The sequence below is a fragment of the Frigoribacterium sp. PhB116 genome (assembly GCF_004364285.1).
Taxonomy (GTDB): Bacteria; Actinomycetota; Actinomycetes; order Actinomycetales; family Microbacteriaceae; genus Frigoribacterium.
Genome location: NZ_SOBE01000002.1, coordinates 816353 through 836640 on the forward strand (window position 1 = coordinate 816353; position 20288 = coordinate 836640).

Annotated in this window: 22 protein-coding genes; 15 read left to right on the forward strand and 7 right to left on the reverse strand. The window is 73.7% G+C overall.

Annotation, left to right across the window (positions count from 1 at the left end):
- The first annotated feature begins 6 nt into the window (after nucleotides 1–6).
- From EDF20_RS10250 to EDF20_RS10265, 4 genes are all read left to right on the forward strand, one after another.
- On the forward strand, nucleotides 7–849 hold the full coding sequence (locus EDF20_RS10250; RefSeq protein ID WP_133738566.1) for a hypothetical protein: 843 nt from the start codon (nucleotides 7–9) through the stop codon (nucleotides 847–849).
- Nucleotides 842–1678, forward strand: a complete 837-nt coding sequence (locus EDF20_RS10255) for a DUF3097 domain-containing protein (RefSeq protein WP_199732431.1) — start codon at nucleotides 842–844, stop codon at nucleotides 1676–1678. Before EDF20_RS10250 ends, EDF20_RS10255 begins: the two co-directional genes overlap by 8 nt.
- 188 nt (nucleotides 1679–1866) lie before the next feature.
- Nucleotides 1867–2517 carry a spermidine/putrescine ABC transporter substrate-binding protein gene (locus EDF20_RS10260; RefSeq protein ID WP_133738567.1) on the forward strand — a complete coding sequence of 217 codons (651 nt, stop codon included), beginning with the start codon at nucleotides 1867–1869 and terminating at the stop codon, nucleotides 2515–2517.
- Nucleotides 2514–2894 carry a DUF3054 domain-containing protein gene (locus EDF20_RS10265; protein ID WP_133738568.1) on the forward strand — a complete coding sequence of 127 codons (381 nt, stop codon included), beginning with the start codon at nucleotides 2514–2516 and terminating at the stop codon, nucleotides 2892–2894. The genes EDF20_RS10260 and EDF20_RS10265 overlap by 4 nt, the downstream gene beginning before the upstream one ends.
- A gap of 39 nt (nucleotides 2895–2933) precedes the next feature.
- Here EDF20_RS10265 and EDF20_RS10270 read toward each other — a convergent pair whose 3' ends face one another.
- Nucleotides 2934–3257 carry an ATP-dependent DNA ligase gene (locus EDF20_RS10270; RefSeq protein ID WP_123548179.1) on the reverse strand — a complete coding sequence of 108 codons (324 nt, stop codon included), beginning with the start codon at nucleotides 3255–3257 and terminating at the stop codon, nucleotides 2934–2936.
- Between the two features lie 257 nt (nucleotides 3258–3514).
- Here EDF20_RS10270 and EDF20_RS10275 point away from each other — a divergent pair, with 257 nt between their 5' ends.
- From EDF20_RS10275 to EDF20_RS10295, 5 genes are all read left to right on the forward strand, one after another.
- Nucleotides 3515–4243, forward strand: coding sequence for a DedA family protein (locus EDF20_RS10275; RefSeq protein WP_133738569.1), 729 nt, complete (start codon nucleotides 3515–3517; stop codon nucleotides 4241–4243).
- Nucleotides 4244–4370: 127 nt separating this feature from the next.
- Complete coding sequence (locus EDF20_RS10280; protein WP_133738570.1) at nucleotides 4371–5120, forward strand: hypothetical protein; 750 nt, start codon at nucleotides 4371–4373, stop codon at nucleotides 5118–5120.
- 74 nt (nucleotides 5121–5194) lie between these two features.
- The gene (locus tag EDF20_RS10285; RefSeq protein WP_243833439.1) at nucleotides 5195–6223 is read left to right on the forward strand and encodes an SDR family oxidoreductase; all 1029 of its coding nucleotides are present in this window, start codon (nucleotides 5195–5197) and stop codon (nucleotides 6221–6223) included.
- On the forward strand, nucleotides 6220–7686 hold the full coding sequence (locus EDF20_RS10290) for an NAD(P)/FAD-dependent oxidoreductase (protein WP_133738571.1): 1467 nt from the start codon (nucleotides 6220–6222) through the stop codon (nucleotides 7684–7686). Before EDF20_RS10285 ends, EDF20_RS10290 begins: the two co-directional genes overlap by 4 nt.
- Entirely contained in the window at nucleotides 7683–8138 is a 456-nt protein-coding gene (locus EDF20_RS10295; protein WP_133738572.1) for an SRPBCC family protein, read from the forward strand. Before EDF20_RS10290 ends, EDF20_RS10295 begins: the two co-directional genes overlap by 4 nt.
- Nucleotides 8139–8178: 40 nt before the next feature.
- On the opposite strand, the gene EDF20_RS10300 is transcribed toward EDF20_RS10295, so the two are convergent.
- Nucleotides 8179–9579 carry a serine hydrolase domain-containing protein gene (locus tag EDF20_RS10300; RefSeq protein WP_133738573.1) on the reverse strand — a complete coding sequence of 467 codons (1401 nt, stop codon included), beginning with the start codon at nucleotides 9577–9579 and terminating at the stop codon, nucleotides 8179–8181.
- A gap of 78 nt (nucleotides 9580–9657) precedes the next feature.
- Entirely contained in the window at nucleotides 9658–11340 is a 1683-nt protein-coding gene (locus tag EDF20_RS10305; protein ID WP_123548356.1) for a long-chain-fatty-acid--CoA ligase, read from the reverse strand.
- 120 nt (nucleotides 11341–11460) lie between these two features.
- Between EDF20_RS10305 and EDF20_RS10310 the strand changes: the two genes are divergently transcribed.
- The 3 genes from EDF20_RS10310 to lepB all read left to right on the forward strand — a co-directional run bounded on the left by EDF20_RS10310 (nucleotide 11461) and on the right by lepB (nucleotide 14006).
- The gene (locus EDF20_RS10310; RefSeq protein WP_123548184.1) at nucleotides 11461–12279 is read left to right on the forward strand and encodes an SDR family oxidoreductase; all 819 of its coding nucleotides are present in this window, start codon (nucleotides 11461–11463) and stop codon (nucleotides 12277–12279) included.
- A 180-nt stretch (nucleotides 12280–12459) separates the two neighbouring features.
- Nucleotides 12460–13377 carry an oxygenase MpaB family protein gene (locus EDF20_RS10315; RefSeq protein ID WP_133738574.1) on the forward strand — a complete coding sequence of 306 codons (918 nt, stop codon included), beginning with the start codon at nucleotides 12460–12462 and terminating at the stop codon, nucleotides 13375–13377.
- Nucleotides 13378–13400: 23 nt separating this feature from the next.
- A complete protein-coding gene (lepB, locus tag EDF20_RS10320; protein ID WP_123548186.1) occupies nucleotides 13401–14006 on the forward strand; it encodes a signal peptidase I in 606 nt (201 codons plus the stop codon).
- A 66-nt stretch (nucleotides 14007–14072) separates the two neighbouring features.
- Here lepB and EDF20_RS10325 read toward each other — a convergent pair whose 3' ends face one another.
- Both EDF20_RS10325 and EDF20_RS10330 read right to left on the reverse strand, forming a co-directional pair.
- On the reverse strand, nucleotides 14073–15776 hold the full coding sequence (locus EDF20_RS10325) for a long-chain-fatty-acid--CoA ligase (protein ID WP_123548187.1): 1704 nt from the start codon (nucleotides 15774–15776) through the stop codon (nucleotides 14073–14075).
- A gap of 152 nt (nucleotides 15777–15928) precedes the next feature.
- A complete protein-coding gene (locus EDF20_RS10330; RefSeq protein WP_123548188.1) occupies nucleotides 15929–16486 on the reverse strand; it encodes a TIGR03086 family metal-binding protein in 558 nt (185 codons plus the stop codon).
- Between the two features lie 136 nt (nucleotides 16487–16622).
- Here EDF20_RS10330 and EDF20_RS10335 point away from each other — a divergent pair, with 136 nt between their 5' ends.
- Together EDF20_RS10335 and yidC are read left to right on the forward strand one after the other, a co-directional pair.
- Nucleotides 16623–16934, forward strand: a complete 312-nt coding sequence (locus EDF20_RS10335; RefSeq protein WP_133738575.1) for a hypothetical protein — start codon at nucleotides 16623–16625, stop codon at nucleotides 16932–16934.
- Nucleotides 16935–16994: 60 nt separating this feature from the next.
- A complete protein-coding gene (gene yidC / locus EDF20_RS10340) occupies nucleotides 16995–17741 on the forward strand; it encodes a membrane protein insertase YidC (protein WP_133738576.1) in 747 nt (248 codons plus the stop codon).
- A gap of 107 nt (nucleotides 17742–17848) precedes the next feature.
- Here yidC and EDF20_RS10345 read toward each other — a convergent pair whose 3' ends face one another.
- Nucleotides 17849–18400, reverse strand: a complete 552-nt coding sequence (locus EDF20_RS10345) for a YceI family protein (protein ID WP_123548191.1) — start codon at nucleotides 18398–18400, stop codon at nucleotides 17849–17851.
- A gap of 170 nt (nucleotides 18401–18570) precedes the next feature.
- On the reverse strand, nucleotides 18571–19575 hold the full coding sequence (locus tag EDF20_RS10350) for an aldo/keto reductase family protein (protein WP_133738577.1): 1005 nt from the start codon (nucleotides 19573–19575) through the stop codon (nucleotides 18571–18573).
- A gap of 144 nt (nucleotides 19576–19719) precedes the next feature.
- On the opposite strand from EDF20_RS10350, the gene EDF20_RS10355 reads away from it, so the two are divergent.
- A complete protein-coding gene (locus EDF20_RS10355) occupies nucleotides 19720–20268 on the forward strand; it encodes a GtrA family protein (protein WP_133738578.1) in 549 nt (182 codons plus the stop codon).
- Nucleotides 20269–20288 lie beyond the last annotated feature (20 nt).

A 20288-nucleotide genomic window follows, 5' to 3' on the forward strand; every position in this document is an offset into this window, starting at 1 on the left:
GTCACGATGACCGTGCCGCCTCTGCTCCGTGCCGCCGCGCCGATGGGCCTCGCCCTCGTCGCGGCGGCGCTCGTCCTGGTGACCGCCTCGCAGCTGCTGCCCGAGCGCGTGGCGGTGGTCCACCTCCGGGACGGGGCCACGGGGCTGGCGGCGAGCCGGTCCGACCTCGTGCTGATCGCCTCCTCACTGCTCGTCGGCCTCGTGCTGGCGTGGCTGGTGACGGCCGCCGCGCTCGCGTGGACGCCGGCTCGGCACCTGCTCGTGCCGTACGCCGCGCACTGGAAGATGGCGCCCCGCCGTCGCGAGCTGCGGCTGCGCCTGGCTCGCTGGGCCGCGCGGGCCTTCGCCGCCGCGGTCTGGTTCGTGACGGCCCTCGTCGTCCTCGCGATCGCCGGGCAGAGCGGGGGGCCGCTGGCGGCCTGGTGGCTGCCGCTCGTCGCGTCGGGTCTCTACGTCCTCGTCGTGCTCGGCGGCTTCGCCTGGGCGTTCGGGCTCGGCTTCCGACCGGACGGATCCGCTGGCCCGACGGCTTCGGCGGCGACGGCCCCGGCACGATCGGGGGCTGCCGCCTCGGCGTCGTCGTCCACAGCCGCCCCGGCCCTGCGCGCCGACCCTGCGTCACGCCCCACCGCGCCTGCCGACCGCCCCGGGCCCAGGTCGGGGCTCGGCTCCGCCACGGGCCCCGCTGTGGCTCCCCGCGCGACCCGCCCGCCGCCCTCGAGCACCGTGCCAGGGCGTCGACCGACGACGGGGCGCCCCGCCGGCGGCGAGCCCGACGGCAAGGGCCCGCCGCGCCCCTACCAGCCCCGACCCACCCGACCCACCCGAGGAGGACCGCCCCGTGGATGACGACCGCTACGGACAGGACGTGCTGAGCGGCGACTGGAAGCGCTCGTCGCGACCGGCGCCGACGCCCACCGACGCCGTCCGCGACCTCGTCGTCGAGGAGGCGCGCAGCGGCTTCACGGGAGCCGTCGTGCGGGTCGAGGCCGGCACCGTCGAGCTGGAGGACTGGAAGGGCCGCGTCCGCGCCTTCCCCCTCGGCGGGTCGTTCCTGATCGACGGCTCCCCGGTCGCGCTGCGCGTGCCCCGCGCGGCGCCCCAGGGGCGCGCACGGACGGCCTCGGGCTCGTTCGCGGTCGACGGGGCCAGGGCACGGGTCGCCCGCGAGAGCAGGATCTTCGTCGAGGGCCGGCACGACGCCGAGCTCGTCGAGAAGGTCTGGGGCGCCGACCTGCGGGTCGAGGGCGTCGTCGTCGAGTACCTCGAGGGCGTCGACCACCTGGCCGAGGTGCTCGCCGAGTTCCGGCCGACCGCGAGCCGCCGCGTCGGCGTGCTGGTGGACCACCTGGTGGCCGGGTCGAAGGAGAGCCGCATCGCCGACTCGATCGCCCGCGGGCCGTCGGGCGCTCACGTGCTCGTCGTCGGCCACCCGTTCGTCGACGTCTGGCAGGCCGTGAAGCCGGGTCGCCTGGGTCTCGAGGCGTGGCCCACCGTGCCGCGCTCGGTCGAGTGGAAGCACGGCATCTGCGAGCACCTCGGCTGGCCCCACGACGACCAGGCCGACATCGCCGCCGCCTGGCAGCGGATCCTCGGCCGAGTACGGACCTTCGGCGACCTCGAGCCCGCCCTGCTCGGCCGCGTCGAGCAGCTGATCGACTTCGTCACCGTCGACTGACCCGACCCGCCCGCCACCTCCTCATTCAGGAACATGTGTCCTGATCCGCGCGGGGAGGGGCGTGATCGTCCTGATCCGTGCACGGATCAGGACCGCGTGACGGCTCGTTCCTGGTCCCTGGAACGTCGGAGGTGCGAATCGCCCGACGGCAGCGGCCCCCGACGGGCTCCGCGCCCTAGATTCGTCGCATGGCCGATTCGATCGAGGGGCAGGTGCGCGGGGCGGTCGACGCCTGGCTGCGCTGGCTGCCGCGCTGGCGGATCGGCACGGCGCGCGGTCGCACCCGGGTCTGCCGCACCTGCTTCGGCTCGCCGGTCTCCACCGCCGCCGGTCTCGACCACGACGTGCCGCACGCCGTCCAGCACGCGCTGCTCAACCGCCTCCGGTACATCGTCGACGCCGAGGTCGACACCTACACTGCCCGCAACCTGCCCCTGGTCGACCGCGAGCTGCGACGCGCCGCGGCGGGCGAGCCCGACGGGTACCGCCCGGAGGCCGACCTCGCGCCCGAGTTCGACGGCCTCGACGTCGACCCCGAGCCGGACCCGACCCAGCCGTTCCTGTTCACCCTGGCGGGCCTCGCCGCCGAGGACGCGCCTCCTGCGGGCGGGACCGACGAGGAGGCGGCGGCCGAGCCGGAGTTCACCGAGCAGGCCAAGCAGGCCCTCCGTCGCGAGCTCGCGCTCGCCGACGAGCACGCCCAGGCGGTCGGGACGGCCCTCTGCTTCGCCGTCGCCGGCCACCGGGAGCGCATCGCGGAGGCCCTGGCGCGCCTCGTCGAGCCCCAGGTCGACGACCTCCTCGCCGAGCTGTCGCGCACCCTGGAGCAGCCACGATGACGGCGCGCCGGTCCCCGTGGTGGGCCTTCGTCGCGGATCTCGTCCTCGTGGTGGCGTTCGTCCTGATCGGGCGCCGCAGCCACGACGAGGGGTCGGCTCTGGCCGGTGTCCTGACGACCCTGTGGCCGTTCGCCGCGGGGCTCGTCGTGGGCTGGGCCCTCGTGCTGGTGCGCGGGCGCGCGCTCCCGGCGCTCGCCTCCGGCCTCGTCGTGTGGCCCGCCACGGTCGTCGTCGGCATGGTGCTCAGGGTGATCAGCGGTCAGGGCACGGCGGTGAGCTTCGTGGTCGTCACGGTCGCCGTGCTCGGGGTCTTCTTGCTGGGCTGGCGAGCACTCGCGAGGCTGCGGCGCCGTCGGGCCCGCGGCTCGCGCCGCTGAGCGACCTGGGGGCCGACGCCCCACCGCCGCTCGGAGCGGCTACTTGCGCTTGGCGGAGTTGTCGAGGCTCGGCTCGTCGGTGAGCACCAGGCCGGACGAGCTGTTGGAGGAGGTGGTCAGCTCGGCGAGCCACTCGCGGCTGATCGTCGGGACGCGACCGCCGGAGTACTTGAAGTAGAGGGGAATGCCGGGATCGAGCCAGATGCTGCTGCGGCCGTCGCCGACCTTCTGGGTGTCGCGCCACGAGAAGAAGAACGACTCACGTCGTCGCAGCTTGGTGGCGATGACGATCTGCAGGTGCTCGAGCGTCCTGTCGTCGAAGTCGATCTCGATGCTCGACGTGCCGTAGATCAGCGATCCCATGGTGGTACCCGTTCAGTCCTGTCGTCCGTGCCGGACCGCGACTCGGGATGAGCGGAGCGGTCGGTGACAACCTACCGTGCGCCTCCGACAGGGCCGCCCCTGGTCCGGACGTGTCCCGGGGCGAGGGGGCGGGCGCGCGTGGGGGCGAGGGTGCCGCGGTGCAGAGCGTGCAGCGTCCGGGGCTGCGCCCAGCCGTCCCTGCCATGCTCGACGAGCCGATCCGAGCCCTCGCGGGCCACGAACCGACCCAGGGACCCATGACCTCCACCGCCGCCAGCCCGCTCCTCCTCGCCGCCTCGACCGTCTCGGGCCCGACCGCCTCCGGCTCGGCCGCCTCCGCCTCGCCCGGCTCGCTCACCGAGAGCGACGGCATCGTCGGCATCGCCTCCCGCGTCATCGACGCCGCCGGCGAGTGGGGCGTCGGCCTGCTCACCTTCGTCGAGACGGTGTTCCCGCCGATCCCCAGCGAGCTGATCCTGCCCCTGGCCGGTGCGCTGGCGGGCAGCGGCGACATGAACGTCGTCCTGCTCGTGGCCACGGCCACGCTCGGCGCGTACGTGGGCGCCCTCGTGCTCTACTGGCTCGGCGCCGTGCTCGGCCTCGAGCGCAGCATCCGCTGGCTCTCGAAGCTGCCGCTGGTCGACCGCGAGGACTTCGACTCCGCCGCGGGCTGGTTCCACCGCCACGGCCGGTCGGCGGTCTTCTTCGGACGCTTCATCCCCGGGGTGCGCAGTCTCATCTCGTTGCCCGCCGGCGCGGACCGGATGCCGCTGGTCACCTTCTCGCTGTTCACGATCATCGGCAGCGGCCTCTGGAACACGCTCTTGATCGGGCTGGGCGTCGCCCTCGGCACCCAGTACGAGCTGATCGACCGCTACGCGAAGTACCTCGACTACGCCGTCTACGCGGCGATCGCCGGGGTCGTCCTCTGGCTCGTCGTCCGGGCGGTGCGCCGTCGCCGTGCGGCCGGGCGCACCGGGAGCTGATCCGTCCCGTCGTGCCGAGAGCGTGCTCGGAGCGGATCCCCACGGTCCGTCCAGGCGGGAGGACCGGGTCGTCCGTACTGTCGGAGGCCCGGGAGGCACCCGGGGCGACCGGAAGGAACGGCACACCATGGGATTCCTCGACAAGCTCCTCGGACGAGACGACCCACAGGACGGCGCGACCCCGCAGGGCGCGCCGCAGCGGGCCCCTCAGCAGACCGGTCAGCGCCCCGGCAGCCGCACCGACGACGAGATCGCGGTCGAGCGCTACCGCTACCTGCTCCGCACCGCGCCGCCGGAGACCATCGAGCAGGTGCACGCCGAGGCGTTCGCGACCCTGACGCCCGAGCAGCGCCGCACGGTCTTCGACGAGCTCAGCCGCCAGTCGCCCCAGGGCGAGCAGCCCCGCGGTGACGACGCGGGCTCGCTGGCCCAGGCGGCCACCCGCTCCGAGCTGCGTCGTCCCGGCACCCTCGAGCAGACCCTGGGAGGCGGCCAGCAGGGTGCGCAGGCCGGCGTCGGCCAGGCACAGGGCCGGCAGGGCGCCGGCATGGGCATGGGCTCGATCATCGGCGGCTCGCTGCTCGGCACGGTCGCCGGGTACGTGATCGGCTCGGCCCTCGTCAGCTCGTTCCTGCCCGACGGCGGGGACGCGACGGCCGACGGCGGCGACGCGGGCGACGCCGGTGCGGACGGCGACGCAGGGGGCGACGGCGGCGCGGACGCCGGTGCCGACGGCGGTTCCGACCCGCAGCTCGCCGGCGACGCCACCGGCGGCGACCCGGGCGCGGCAGGCGACTTCGGGGGCGGCGACTTCGGCGGCGGGTTCGGCGGCGGCGACCTCGGCGGGGGCGGCGGCTTCGGCGACTTCGACATCTGACCGGGACCCCTGGCCAGGACTATCGTCGACCACCCACGCCCCACGACCCCGTCGCAGACCGTCTGAGGAGACCCATGAGCAAGCTCGACCCCACCATCTCTCGCATCGCCGTCGTGACGGGGGGCAGCGCGGGGCTCGGCCGGGCCGTGGTGCGCGAGCTCGCCGACCGCGGGTGGGACGTCGCCGTGCTGGCGCGCGGCCAGCAGGGGCTGGACGGCGCCGTCGCCGACGTCCGGGCGGCCGGTCGCCGCGCCCTGGGCGTCCCCACCGACGTCGCCGACCGCGAGCAGGTCGAGGCGGCGGCGACGCGCGTCGAGGACGAGCTCGGCGACATCGGCCTCTGGGTCAACTGCGCCATGGTCGGGGTGTTCGGCGAGTTCCTCGAGACCGACCCCGACGACTTCGAGCGGGCCACCCAGGTGAACTACTTCGGCTTCGTCAACGGCACCCGCGCGGCGCTGTCGCGCATGACGCCGCGCGACGCGGGCCACGTGATCCAGGTCGGCTCCGCGCTCGCGCACCGGGGCATCCCGCTGCAGGCCGCGTACTGCGCCTCCAAGCACGCCGTGCAGGGTTTCACCGAGTCGGTGACGACCGAGCTGATCCACAACCGGAGCCACGTCGTCATCTCGACCGTCGACATGCCGGCCCTCAACACGATCCAGTTCAACTGGGTCCGGTCGCGTCTCCCCGAGCACCCGAAGCCGGTGCCGCCGATCTTCCAGCCCGAAGTGGGGGCCCGGGCGATCGCCGACGTCGCGGACAAGCCGCGTCGTCGCTCGTGGATCGGCGAGCCGACCGTCATGACGGTGCTCGGCAACCGGTTCGTGGCCAACTGGCTCGACGTGTACCTCGCCAAGACCGGCTACAGCGGCCAGCAGGCGCCCGAGAAGTCCGAGCCGATGTGGCCGGACAACCTCTACAGCCCCGTCGCCGGCGACCACGGCGCCCACGGCATCTTCGACGACCAGGCCCGCTCGACCAGCCCGCAGGTCTGGTACACGCGCAACCGCGGCGTCAGCTACGCGCTCGCCGCGGCCGGTGCCCTCGGTGCCGGCGCGGCGGTGGTGAGGGCGGTCGCCGGCCGCAGGCGCCGCCCGTGACGGCGTCGTTCGACGCAGTCGTCGTCGGCGCCGGGCCCAACGGCCTCTCGGCCGCGGTCGTGCTCGCGAGGGCAGGGCTCCGCGTCCAGCTGCTCGAGCGCGCCGACACGATCGGCGGCGGCACCCGGACCGCCGAGCTCACCCTGCCGGGCTTCCGCCACGACATCTGCTCGGCGGTGCACCCCATGGCGATGGCCTCCGGCTTCTTCCGGCGGTGGGGGCTCCAGCAACGGGTCGAGATGATCGTGCCCGAGGTCTCGTACGGGCACCCGCTCGACGGCGGCACCGCGGGCGTCGCCTACCGCGACCTCGACCGCACCGTCGACGGCCTGGGCGTCGACGGCCCGACCTGGCACCGGATGTTCTCCCGCCTCGTCGACCTCGAGCCCGAGCTGTCGCAGTTCACGCTGTCGCCGATCCTGCAGGTGCCGCGCCACCTCGGCACCACGGTCGAGTTCGGCCTGCGGATCCTGCACCAGGCGGGTCCGTGGTGGGACGCAGGGCTCAGGACCGAGGAGGCGCGGGCACTGCTCGCAGGCGTGATGGCCCACGCGATCCGGCCCATGCCGAGCCTCAGCGCGTCGGCCGCCGGCCTCGCCCTCGCGGTGCACGGGCACGGCGTGGGGTGGGCGGTGCCCCGCGGGGGCAGCCAGGCCATCGCCGACGCGCTCGCCGACGACCTCGTCGCCCACGGCGGGGTGATCGAGACCGGCGTCGAGGTGACCAGCCTCCGTCAGCTCGACGCGTCCGTGCGGCTGCTCGACGTGACCCCGAAGCAGCTGATCGCGATCGCCGGCGAGGAGATGCCCGCCGGGTACCGTCGCCGGCTGGAGCGGTTCCGGTACGGGGGAGGAGCCTCCAAGGTGGACTTCGCCCTCAGCGGCCCGGTGCCCTGGCAGGCCGAGGAGCTGCGCCGCACGCCGACCGTGCACCTGGGCGGCGACCGTGCGGCCGTCGCCCGGGCCGAGCACGACGTCGCCCGCGGCGTGCACCCCGCCGAGCCGTTCGTGCTCGCGGTGCAGGCGGGCGTCGTAGACGACACCCGCGCACCCGCCGGGCAGCACGCCCTGTGGACCTACGCGCACGTGCCGAACGGCAGCACCGTCGACATGACCGAGGCGGTCACGCAGCAGATCGAGCGGTTCGCGCCCGGCTTCCGCGACCTCGTCCTCGCGTCCCGCGCCCACACGGCGTCCGACCTCGAGGAGCACGACCCGAACTACGTCGGCGGCGACATCGCGTCGGGGGCCCCCACGATGCGGCAGCTGATCGCGCGACCCGTGGTGTCGACCGACCCGTGGCGCACCCCGGTCGCGGGGACGTACCTCGCGTCGTCGTCGGTGCCGCCCGGCCCCTCGGTGCACGGCATGGGCGGTGCCTACGCGGCGCTGAGCGCCCTGCGCCACGAGTTCGGGATCGACCACCTGCCCCGGCTGGGGCCCGACGGAGGGACGACGACGTGAGTCGCGACCAGAGGTTCTTCGAGGCGTCGCCGCACGAGGTCTTCGACGTGCTGAGCGACGGCTGGCTGTTCCCGAGCTGGGTGGTGGGCGCCTCCCGCATCCGCGACGTCGAGCTCACCTGGCCGGCCGTCGGGGCGCGGATCCACCACTCGTTCGGCGTCTGGCCGCTCGTGCTCGACGACACGACGAGCGTGCTCGAGTGGCACCCGCCGCACCGGGCCGTCTTCCGGGCCCGCGGCTGGCCCTTCGGCGAGGCGCAGGTCGCCCTGACCGTGCACGACCGCGCGGGCGGCTGCCTCGTCGTGATGGAGGAGGAGGCGGTCACCGGGCCGGGCGCGCTCGTCCCCGACGCGGTGCTCGACCCGGCGCTCGGCGTCCGCAACCGCGAGACGCTGCGCCGCCTGGCGTGGCTGGCTGAGGGCCGACTGCGCGACCGGGTCTCGCCGAGCTGACCCCCGCCTCCCGGGGCCCGGCCGCCTGCCGTCCTCGTCGCTAGAGCGGGGACGTCTCGCCGTGGCGCGGCGCTCGCAGCTGCCGCAGGGCAGGTGCGTGCAGCGGCGTCGTCTCCCACCGGACGTCGGCGGCGCCTCCGTCGAGCACCAGGTGCAGGCGGTGCGGCGTCTCGACGAACACCACGTCGACCTGCAGCGCCGCGCCCCGGCGGCCGGCGGTGACCGCGAGCGCGTCGGTGACGGTCCAGGCGCCGAGGACGACCTCGGCCTGGAGCACGTCGTCGCTCTCGTGCAGCAGCACGCGCCACGACGACCCTTCGCCCGCCAGCTCGACCGACGTCAACGACGGCTGCTCGCTGGACGACGTCGGCATGAAGGAGGCGGCACGCAGGTCGGCAGCGCCGGAGTCGTCCTCCAGGGTCGCCAGCCCGAGCGCGGCCGTGCGGCGGGCCAGCGCGTCGTCGGCGGCCGCGTCGCCCGGGCCCTCGAGGGCCGGCAGGAGGTGCTGCCAGGCGAGGTCGAGCACGGCCTGCATGTCGACGGTCTGGCCGGTGAGCGCGAGCACGACGTCGTGCTCGGGCAGCACGACGCAGAACTGGCCGTAGGCGCCGTCTCCGCGATAGCCGTGCCGGGCCATCCAGAACTGGAAGCCGTAGCCCTGGCTCCAGTCCGCGTTCGCCTCGTCGGGGTTCGCGACCTGCACCCGGGTCGCTTCGTCGACGTAGGAGGCGGGGAGCAGCTGCCTGCCCTGCCACACGCCCCGCTGCAGCCACAGCTGGCCGAGCAAGGCCACGGCCTCGGTCTGCGCGTGCAGCCCGCTGAAGCCGATCTCGCGGCCGCTGCCGTCGCGCTGCCAGCTAGCGTGCCCGATGCCGAGCGGCTCGAACAGCCGCGGGCGCAGGTAGTCGGTGAGCGACAGGCCGGAGGCGCGTTGCACGATCGCCGCGACCGCGTAGGTGCAGGGCTGGTTGTAGGCGAAGACCGAGCCGGGGTCGGCCTCCGGCGGCGTGAGGAGGAACCCGCGGACGAGGTCGGCCGCGTCGGCCTCGAGCGCGCGGCCGAGGGCCTCCGCGTGGTGTCCGCTCGACATCGCGAGCACGTCGCGGACGCGCATCGACCGGCTGCGCGGGTCGGTCACGTCGGCGTCGAGCTCGGGGAAGTGGCTGAGCACGGTGTCGTCGAGGCCGAGGAGGCGCTCGTCGACCGCGAAGGCGACGGCCGTCGAGGTGAAGCTCTTGCTCAGGGAGTAGAGCAGGTGGACACGGTCGGCCGAGTACGGGGCCCACCAGCCCTGCGTCACCACGGAGCCGTGACGCACCAGCACGACGCTGTGCGGCTCGACGCCGGGCGTGGACTCGAGCCCGTCGAGGAAGGCCGCGACGCCGGCGGCGTCGATCCCCTCGGCGGACGGCGTGCTGGTGGGCAGAGCGTCGATGGTCATGCCGTCGAGGCTAGCGCCGGCCGGCCGGAGCCGGTCGGCGACGCCGCGGCGGCGGCAGCGGCGGCTGGTCGGCCCGGGTCAGCGGTCGGCGAGCTCGTCCCGCACCTTGCGGCGCAGAACCTTGCCGATCAACGACTTCGGCAGCTCGTCGACGACCACGATGCGACGGGGCACCTTGTAGGGCGTGAGGTGCTGGCGGGCGAAGGCGCGCAGCGCCTGCACGTCGACCTCGGCACCCGGGTGCAGCACGATCGCGGCCGCGACCTGCTCGCCGCCGGGGGAGGGCAGGCCGACCGCAGCGGCCTCGGCCACTCCCTCGTGACGCAGCAGCACCTCCTCGACCTCGGACGGGCTCACGTTGAAGCCGCCGGTGATGATGAGCTCCTTGATGCGGTCGACGATGCGGACGAAGCCGTCCGGGTCGATCGTGACGATGTCGCCGGTGCGGAACCAGTCGCCGTCGACGAACACCTCGCTCGACTCCTGCGGCTTGCGGTAATACCCGCTGAAGACCTGGGGGCCGCGCACGATCAGCTCGCCGCTCTCGCCGGCGGGCACGTCGACCGTCGGGTCCTCGGGGTCGACGACGCGCACCTCGGTGCTCGACAGGGGCAGGCCCACGGTGCCGGCGCGACGGGTCGGGCCGACGGGGTTGGCCATCAGCACGGGCGAGCACTCGGAGAGGCCGTAGCCCTCGACGAGCCAGCCGCCCGACTGCTCCTCCCAGGGCTCGACGACGTCGGCGGAGAGGGGCATGGCGCCCGAGATGGCCACCTCGACCCCCTTCAGCGAGACCCCGGCGTCGTCGGCGGCCTTCCGGAGGCGCGTGTAGATGGGCGGGACCGCCGGGAGGAAGGTCGGCGGGCGCTTCTTCATCACCTTGAGCACGAGGGCCGGGTCGAAGGCCGGGAACAGCACCAGGCGCGCGCCCATGCTCATCGCGAAGGTGAGGCAGAGCGTCAGGCCGTAGGCGTGGAACATCGGCAGCACGGCGTAGACGGTGCAGTCGCCCCGCGTGATGGTGGGCACCCACGCCCGGGACTGCGCCGCGTTCGAGAGCAGGTTCGCGTGGGTCAGCTGGGCGCCCTTGGGGGTGCCGGTGGTGCCGCTCGTGTACTGGATGACGGCGAGGTCGGCGGTCTCCGGCTTCGGGTGACGCGCCTTGATGCGCGACGAGCCGACGACCTTCTCCCACGGGACGGTGCCGCGGACGGTCGTGGTCAGGCGGTCGCGGGACTCGCGGGCCTTCTTGATCGGCAGGCGCAGGGCCGTGCGCGTCGCGAGGGGCATGCCTCGGGTGACGTCGATCGACACGATCGAGTCGACGGCGACGTCGGAGGGGAAGTCCTGCAGGGTCTCGACGACCTTGTCCCACGCGATCGCGATCTTCGCGCCGTGGTCCTCGAACTGGTGCCGCAGCTCACGCGGCGTGTAGAGCGGGTTGTGCTCGACGACGATCGCGCCGAGGCGCAGCACCGCGTAGAACGCCACCACGTGCTGGGGGCTGTTCGGCAACACGAGGGCGACGGTGTCGCCGTGGCGGACGCCGAGCTTGCGCAGCCCCTCGGCGGCGCGCGAGATCTGGTCGACGAGCTCGGCGTAGGTGGTGGTCGCACCGAAGAACTCGAGGGCCACCGACTTCGGGTACTCGGCGGCCGTGCCCTCGACGATGTCGAGGAGGGAGCCCGTGACGGGCTCGATGTCGTGGGGGACGCCGGGAGCGTAGGAGGCCAGCCAGGGACGAGCGGTGTCGATGGTCACGACCTCCACTCTAGGCCGAGATGCGCACCCTCCGAGCGGGCTGTGCGCGCGTCGGGGAGGCCGGGCGTTCAGTGGAGCCGCGCTCCCGACAGCGCGACACCACACGACGAGAGGAACACCGTGAGCAAAGTCTGGTTCATCACCGGGGCATCGAAGGGCTTCGGCCGTGAGTGGGCGGAGGCGGCCCTCGAGCGCGGCGACAGCGTCGCCGGCACGGCTCGGAAGCTGGAGGCGGTGGACGCGCTCGTCGAGCAGTACCCCGACACGTTCCTGCCGATCCAGCTCGACGTCACCGACCGCGCCGCCGACGTGGCCGCCGTGCAGCAGGCCGCCGAGCACTTCGGCCGCCTCGACGTCGTCGTCAACAACGCCGGCTACGGCCACTTCGGCATGGTCGAGGAGATCACCGAGGAGGAGGCGCGCGGCCAGCTCGAGACGAACCTCTTCGGCGCCCTCTGGGTCACGCAGGCGGCCCTGCCGATCATGCGCGAGCAGGGCTCCGGCCACATCGTCCAGGTCTCGAGCATCGGCGGCATCAGCGCGTTCCCGACCGTCGGCATCTACCACGCGTCGAAGTGGGCGCTCGAGGGCATCAGCCAGTCGCTCTCGCAGGAGGTCGCCGGCTTCGGCATCTCGGTCACGCTCGTCGAGCCCGGCGGCTTCTCGACCGACTGGTCCGGCCCGTCCGCCTCGCGGAGCGACGAGAACGAGGCGTACGCCGAGGTCCGCGAGGCCGCGTCGAAGCGTCCCTCGGCCGCCGACCCCGGCGACCCCACGGCCACCCGTACGGCGATCCTCAAGGTCGTCGACGCCGACGAGCCGCCGCTCCGCGTCTTCTTCGGCAAGGCGCCGCTGGGCATCGCCAAGGAGGACTACGAGTCGCGCCTCGCGCTGTGGGAGGAGTGGCAGCCCGTCGCCGAGGAGGCGCACGGCAACTGACGCCGTCCTGCCTGCTCTGCCCGCGCCTCCTCGTCTCGACACCGGGACGAGGAGGCGCGGTGCGTCCGGGCAGGACGGCCGGACCGTCTCGACCGTCTCGACTGCCTCGACTGCCTCGACGTCGAGACTCCCGGGCTCGCCGGGGGCAGGCGTCCAGCCCCCGCGGCGCATGATCGGAGGATGCCCGCCCTGACCGAGCCGCTCCGTGCCCGCCTGCAGTACACCTTCAACGGCCAGTACACGGGCACGCCCGAGTGGGTCACCGACCTCGCGAAGGGCGACGACGAGGGCTTCTTCGCACCGGGGTCGGCGGTCTGGGCCGTGCACGGCTCGAACACCGCGATCCTCGCCGGGGTGCGCGCCCTGCTCGTGCAGGCGCTGCACCCGGGGGCGCTCGCCGGGGTGCACGACCACTCGCGGTTCCGCGAGGACCCGCTCGGCCGCCTGGCCGGCACGATCCGCTGGATCTACACCGTGACTTACGGCAGCAAGGAGGCGGCGACCCACGCCTCCCAGTGGGTCAGCCGCCTGCACACGAAGGTCGTCGGCAGCTACGACGACCGGAACGGCGTCCCGCACGACTACGCCGCGAACGACCCCGAGCTGCTCAGCTGGGTGCACATGGCCTTCGCGGACTCGTTCCTCGCCGCGTACCTGGCGTGGGGCGAGGGCGAGGTGCCCGGCGGGCCCGACGCGTACGTGCGCGAGTGGGCGACCGCCGGCGAGCTGATGGGCGTCGTCGACCCGCCGCGCTCGGTCGCCGAGATGCAGGACCAGCTCATGGAGTTCGACCGTCGAGGGATCCTCGAGCGCACCGCCCGGACCGAGGAGGTGGTGGGCTTCATCAAGCGGCCGCCGCTGTTCCCGGTGCTGCGCGTCGGCTACCCGGTGCTGTTCAACGGTGCCGTGGGGACGCTTCAGCCGCGCTTCCGCGAGCTGCTCGGCCTGCGCGCGCCGCACGTCGGGCCGGTATACCTGCCGACCACCCGGCCCGCGGGCGTGATGCTCGGGGCGATCGGCCGCGTGCTCGGCGACAAGCCGGTGGCCGAGGAGCACTCGCTGGCGCGGCTCGAGCGGCTGCGTCGGCCCGCGGGGTAGGTCCTTCGGGGGAGGATGGGGGCGTGACTGATCCTGCCGACGCCGCCGCGCCTCCTGCGACCCGGCGGGCGGGCGGACTGCGCTGGCTTCGCGACCTCGTCGTCATCGTGCTCGTCGCGCTGCTGGTCTCGTGGGGCGTGCGGACGTTCCTCGTCCGGTCGTTCTTCATCCCGTCGGCGTCGATGGAGCAGACCCTGCTGATCGGCGACCGCATCCTCGTGAACGAGCTCGTGCCCGGTGTGATGGATCTGCACCGGGGCGACGTCGTCGTCTTCGAGGACCCGGGCGGCTGGCTGGCGGCAGGCGAGGGCGACGACCTCGTCAAGCGCGTGATCGGGCTGCCCGGCGACACCGTCTCGTGCTGCGACTCCGAGGGGCGCCTGCGGGTGAACGGCGAGCCGCTCGACGAGCCTTACCTGAACGTGCCCGAGGGGGACCCCGCGTCGCTGACGCCGTTCGACGTCACCGTGCCCGACGGCGCCCTCTGGGTGATGGGCGACAACCGCGAGCGGTCGGCGGACTCCCGGTCGCACGTGACCGGTCCCTACGAGGGCTTCGTGCCGCTCGACCACGTCGTCGGCCGCGCGACGGTCGTCTTCTGGCCGCTCGGCCGCTGGGCGGTGCTGTAGGCCGAGGAGGCGCGGCGAGCGTCCGCAGCCGGCGCCAGCGGGTCAGCGCGCCAGCGGGTCAGCCCGTCAGCGACCGGCGATCAGCGCGTCGCGGACCTCGCGACGGAGCACCTTGCCGATCAGCGACCGGGGCAGCTCGTCCACCACGACGACGCGACGCGGCACCTTGTAGGCGGCGAGCTGCTCGCGGCAGTGGTCCCGCACCTCCTCGGGGTCGACCGTGCTGCCGGGCTCGACGACGATCGCGGCGACGACGTCCTCGCCGCCGCCGTCGCGGGGGAGGCCGACGACCGCGGCCTCGGCCACGCCCGCGACGCCGCGCACCGCCTCCTCGACCTCGGAGGGGGCGACGTTGAAGCCGCCGGTGACGATCAGCTCCTTGATGCGGTCGACGATCGTGACGTAGCCGTCGGCGCTCATGCTGACGATGTCGCCGGTGCGGAACCAGCCGCCGGGCAGGAACGCCTCGGCGGTCTCGTCGGGGCGGTTCCAGTAGCCGCGGAACACCTGCGGCCCCCGGAGGATCAGCTCACCGGCGGCGCCCGGCGTGACGGGGCTCTCGGGGTCGGGGTCGTCGCGGTCGACGACGCGCGCCTCGGTCGAGGGGAACGGCACCCCCACGGTGCCGGGGCGACGGGTCGGCCCCATCGGGTTGCCGAGGGCGACCGGCGACGTCTCGGTGAGGCCGAAGCCCTCGACGAGCATGCCGCCCGTGACCCGCTCCCAGGCGGTGACGGTCGAGAGGGGGAGGTTCATCGCGCCCGAGATCGCGAAGCGGGCGCTGCGGAGGTCGACGCCGCGCTGCTCGGCGGCCTCGGCGAGGCGCTGGTAGATCGGCGGGACCGCGGGCAGGAAGGTCGGCGGGTGCTTCGCCGCGGCCTTCAGCACGAGGTCGACGTCGAACTTGGGGAACAGCACGAGCCGCGCCCCGATCCGCATCGCGAAGGTGAGGCAGAGCGTCAGGCCGTAGGCGTGGAAGAACGGCAGCACGCCGTACACCGTCTCCTCGCCCTCGACGGCGCCCTGCACCCAGGCGCGTCCCTGCTCGGCGTTGCTGCGGAGCGACCGGTGGGTCAGCACGGCGCCCTTCGGCGAGCCCGTGGTGCCGCTCGTGTACTGCAGCAGGGCGACGTCGTCGAGGGCTGGGCGCGGGTGGCGCCTCTTCAGCGGGCGACCCGAGACGAGGTCGGGCCAGCTGACGTCGCCGACGGCGCGGGCGGTGAGCGCCTCGCGGGACTTGCGGGCGGCCGGGATCGGCAGCTTGAGGGCGAGCCGCGTGCCGAGCGGCATGCCGCGGGTCACGTCGACCGACACGACCGTGTCGAAGCGGAGGTCGCCGGGCAGGTCGCGGAGGCGCCCGACGAGCTTGTCCCAGGCGATGGCGACCTTCGCGCCGTGGTCCTCGAAGAGGTGGCGCAGCTCGCGGTCGGTGTAGAGCGGGTTGTGCTCGACGACGACCGCGCCGAGGCGGAGCGTCGCGTAGAAGGCCACCACGTGCTGCGGGCTGTTCGGCAGCAGGATCGCCACGCGGTCGCCTGCCGTCACGCCGAGCTTGCGGAGGCCCTCGGCGGCCCGGTCGATCTCGTCGCCGAGGTCGCGATACGTGGTCTCGCGCCCGAAGAACTCGAGGGCGACCTTGCCGCGGTGGGCAGCCACCGCGTCGTCGATCAGGTCGACGAGCGTGCCCGTCACGGGCTCGATGTCGGCGGGGACGCCCGGGGCGTAGCTGTGCAGCCAGGGGCGGGCGTCGGACTCGGCGTCGGCGGTCATGCCGACATCGAACCATCCCGAGGTCCGGGCGACCTGCGAGGGCGCCCGCTCCGCATGCCCCGCGTCAGCGAGCGGGTGCAGCCCGCGTCAGCGAGCCGGGGCAGTCGCCGTCGGCGGGCGGGCCCCCTCCGTCAGCGGGCGGGCCCCCTCCGTCAGCGCGCGTCGCGGCCCGTCAGCGCGAGCAGGCGGACGAGCATCGGGGCGTCGTCGTCGACCGGCACGGGCGAGGCGAACAGGCCCGATGCCTCGAGGGCGTCCCGCTGCGGCTCGAAGACCGACCAGACGGCGGCGACGAGGTCGTCGTCCAGCTCCTCGTCCGAGCCGATGGCGCGGGCGAGGTCCCATGCATGGATGGTGACGTCGGCGACCTGCTCGGCGAGGTACTCGTGCACGGGCACGACGTCCGAGCTGAGCCGCACGGACGCCTCCGGGTCCGCCTCGCGCCACGCCTCGGCCGCGGCCCGCGACGACCGGTGCCAGGCGTCGACGAGGTCGTCGCCGAGCGGCTCGACCGAGGCCTGCGCCTCGCTCGGGTCGCCGCCCTCGAGCAGGACCGGCACCCACTGCTGCTCGCGGGTCACGTGGCGCACGAGGTCGCGCACGGCCCACTCGGTGTCGGGCGTCGGGGCGTCCCAGTCGGTGACGGCCTCGACCCGGCGCGCGAACTCGGCGTGCGCCCGGTGCTGCAGGGTGATCCAGTCGTGCGTCATGCGGGTCCTCCTCGGAGCAGGTGTGACGGTGACAACGCAGGAGGCGCGCGAGCCTTCCCGAGGACGCCCGCGACACCGGAGGTCCGCCGTCAGCGTACCTACCGGGCGCCCCGGCGTGTCCTCTAGTGTCGGGTGCATGACCTCCCTGCTCGAGCTGCTGGTGCGCGTCGTCGCGCCGCTCGAGCTCGCGCTCGCGACCGGCCTGACCGTCGGCCACGCCGGGTCGCTGCCCGCGGGGGTCGTCGTCGGCCTCGTCGGCGCCGCCGCGGTGCTGGCGATCGTGGTCGTCGCCCGCGCGGTGCTGGCGCTCGCGGGGCTGGGCGCGGCCGTGCCGGGGCCGGTGCTGACCGAGGCCGCCGACGTGCGCCTCCTCGTCTTCGCCCGCGACCCCGACTCCGACGGACACGTGCGCGCCCGGGCGCCGGGACGGCTCCTCCCGGCCGTCTAGCCGCGCCCGCGGCGCCCGACGGCCAGAAGCGACCTCTTCCCTTCTGCCGTGAGGACCTCCATGGACCTGTCCGCCTTCCCGCCCCTCGCCGTCGTCCTCGACGGCTTGCACACCGTCGTCGTCGCGCTGAGCGACCTCGTCGAGCCGATCGCCGGCGCCTCGTCGTCCGCGCTCGCCGTCGTGCTCCTGACCCTGCTCGTCCGCGTCCTGCTGGTGCCCGTGGGGGTGTCGCAGGTGCGGGCGGAGATCGGCCGTCGCCGCCTGGCGCCCGCCCTCGCCGACCTGCGTCGGCGGATCCGCGACCCCCAGTCGCTGCAGCGAGCGACGGCGGCGCTCTACACGTCGGAGAAGGTCTCGCCGTTGGCGGGCTGCCTGCCGACGCTCGCCCAGGCACCGGTGCTCACGGCGGTCTGGTCGCTGTTCTCGCACCCCGTGATCGCCGGGCACGCCAACGCCCTGCTCGGGCACGTCCTGGCCGGGGCGGCGCTCGGCGCCTCGCTGGTGGGCTCGGTCGGTCCCGTCGTCGGGGGCGTCGCGGCGGGTGCCGTCTGGCCCTTCGTGCTGCTGCTGGTCGTGCTCGCGCTCGTCGTCGAGCTGCGACGACGGGCCGATCTCCGGGCAGCCGGCCCGCTCGTGGCGACGCCCGGGCAGGAGGCGCTGCCCGGCCTCGCGACCGTCGCGCGCGTGCTGCCCTTCGTCACCGTCGTCGTCGCGGCGTTCGTCCCGCTCGCCGCCGCCCTGTACATGGTGACGAGCGCGGCGTGGACGCTGGGGGAGCGGGCGGTGCTCCGCCGGGTGCTGGCCTAGGAGGCGCCGGCACGAGGAGGTGCGACCCACGACGGAGGGCCCGCCCCTGCGACTGCAGGTGCGGGCCCTCCGGGGACGCGGGCGACGTGCGCCCGCGACGGGTGCGACTACGCCGCGAGGACGAACTGGATCTCGAGCGTGACGGTGACGTCGTTGCCGAGGGTGAAGCCGCCGGCCTCGAGGGCCGCGTTCCAGGTCACGCCGAACTCGGTGCGGTCGATCTTGGTGGTGGCCGAGAAGCCGAGCTTGGTCTGGCCGTAGCCGTCGACGACGAGGCCGCCGAGCTCGCTCTTCAGGGTGACGGGCTTGGTGACGCCGCGGAGGGTCAGGTCGCCGTGCACGAGGAACGCGTCGTCGCCCTTCTCCTCGATGCTGGTCGAGACGAAGGTCATCTTCGGGTGCTCCTCGGCGAGGAAGAAGTCGCCGGTCTGGAGGTGGCCGTCGCGGTCCTTCTGGTTCGTGTTGACCGAGGCCACGTCGATGGACGCGGTGACCTTGCTGGCGGTGTGGTCCTCGTCGGTGACGAGCGAGGCGTCGAACGACTCGAACGAGCCCTTGACCTTGCTGATGGCGAGGTGGCGGACGCTGAACGAGACCTCGCTGTGCGTGGGGTCGAGGGTCCAGGTGCCGGCGGGGATCTTCTCTGCGGTGATGGCCATGGTGTTCTCCTGCTGTTCTGTGGGCTTCGTGGTGAGTCGTGCGGTGAGATCTAGATCGGTGACGTGTCACCGAAGGTCGGTACGAGTATATGCAAGCGCATCCTCCCGCGCGACATTCCCGATCTCCGGCAGGAGATCGGGAACGTCGTCGCCGAGGTCGCGCGCGCGGCTCAGGCTGGGCGCTGGGCGGGCGAGACCGTCTTCGCGGGATCGCGCTCCGCGAGGTCGCCGAGCGCCTCGTCGATCCCCGTCATGACCTCGGCGGGCAGGGTGACGCCGGCCGCCTTGACGTTGTCGGCGACCTGCTCGGGGCGCGAGGCCCCGATGATCGCGGAGGCGACGTTGTCGTTCTGCAGCACCCACGCGATGGCGAGCTGGGCCATCGAGAGCCCCAGTTCGGCGGCGATCGGCTCGAGGGCGGCGACGCCCGTGAGGACCTCGTCGGTCAGGAAGCGCTTGATGGTGTTCGCGCCGCCCTTCTCGTCGGTCGCGCGGCTGCCGGCGGGCAGCTCGGCGCCCGGCTTGTACTTGCCGGTCAGCACGCCCTGCGCAACGGGCGACCAGACGATCTGGCTCAGGCCGTGCTGCTTGCTGGCCGGGACGACCTCCTGCTCGATGACCCGCCAGAGCATCGAGTACTGCGGCTGGTTCGAGATGAGCTGCACGCCGAGCTTCTCGGCGAGGGCGTGGCCGGCGCGGATCTGCTCGGCGTTCCACTCGCTGACGCCGATGTAGAGCGCCTTGCCCTGCCGGACGACGTCGGCGAAGGCCTGCATCGTCTCCTCGAGCGGGGTCTCGCTGTCGTAGCGGTGCGCCTGGTAGAGGTCGACGTAGTCGGTGCCCAGCCGCATCAGGGAGCCGTCGATCGACTCCAGGATGTGCTTGCGGCTGAGACCGGTGTCGTTGTGGCCCGCGGGGCCGGTCGGCCAGTAGACCTTCGTGAAGATCTCGAGCGACTCGCGCCGCTCGCCGGCGAGAGCCGCGCCGAGCACCGTCTCGGCGCCCGTGTTCGCGTAGGCGTCGGCGGTGTCGAAGGTCGAGATGCCCGCGTCGAGGGCGGCGCGGACGCACTGCGTCGCGACGTCGTTCTCGACCTGGGAGGCATGCGTCAGCCAGTTGCCGTAGGTGATCTCAGAGATCTTGAGACCGCTGTGTCCGAGGTATCTGAATTCCATGGGCTCACGCTACGCGCGTCCCGGGCGGGAGGCGAGCGACAGCCGCGAGGGCGATGTGAACAACGCGTGACACCAACCTGGCAACCAGCACACAACGCCGTACCCCGGGCAAACCCCCTTCCGGGGGGCCCCCGAACCGGTGTCATGCCCGACGCCACTGCCCTCGACGAGAGGGTGACCACCCGACCGGCCGACGCTCCCGGCGTCGACCCAGCCGCCGCCTCCTCGGCGACGTCCTCCGTGCCCGCCCGCGCCGCCGTCTCGGTGCGCGTGGCGAGCCGCCTCCGTGAGCTCGCGACCTTCGGCCTCGTCGGCGGCATCGCCTTCGTCGTCGACGTGGGCGTCTACAACCTGCTGCGCGTCACGCTGCTCGACGACAAGCCGATCGGCGCGAAGGTGATCTCGGTGATCATCGCGACCGCCGTCGCGTGGCTCGGCAACCGCTACCTCACGTTCCGTGCCGACCGCGGCCGTGCCGTGCTCAAGGAGGCCGTCGTCTTCGGCCTCGTGAACGTCGGGGGGCTGGCCATCGCCTCCCTGTGCCTCTTCGTGTCGCACTACGTGCTCGGCCACACCAGCCAGCTCGCCGACAACATCGCGGCGAACGGCGTCGGGCTCGTGCTCGGCACGGCGTTCCGCTACGTCGCCTACCGCTGGTTCGTCTTCGCGCCGGCCACGGCCGACGCCCGCTGACCGCACCACCTGCACCGCGC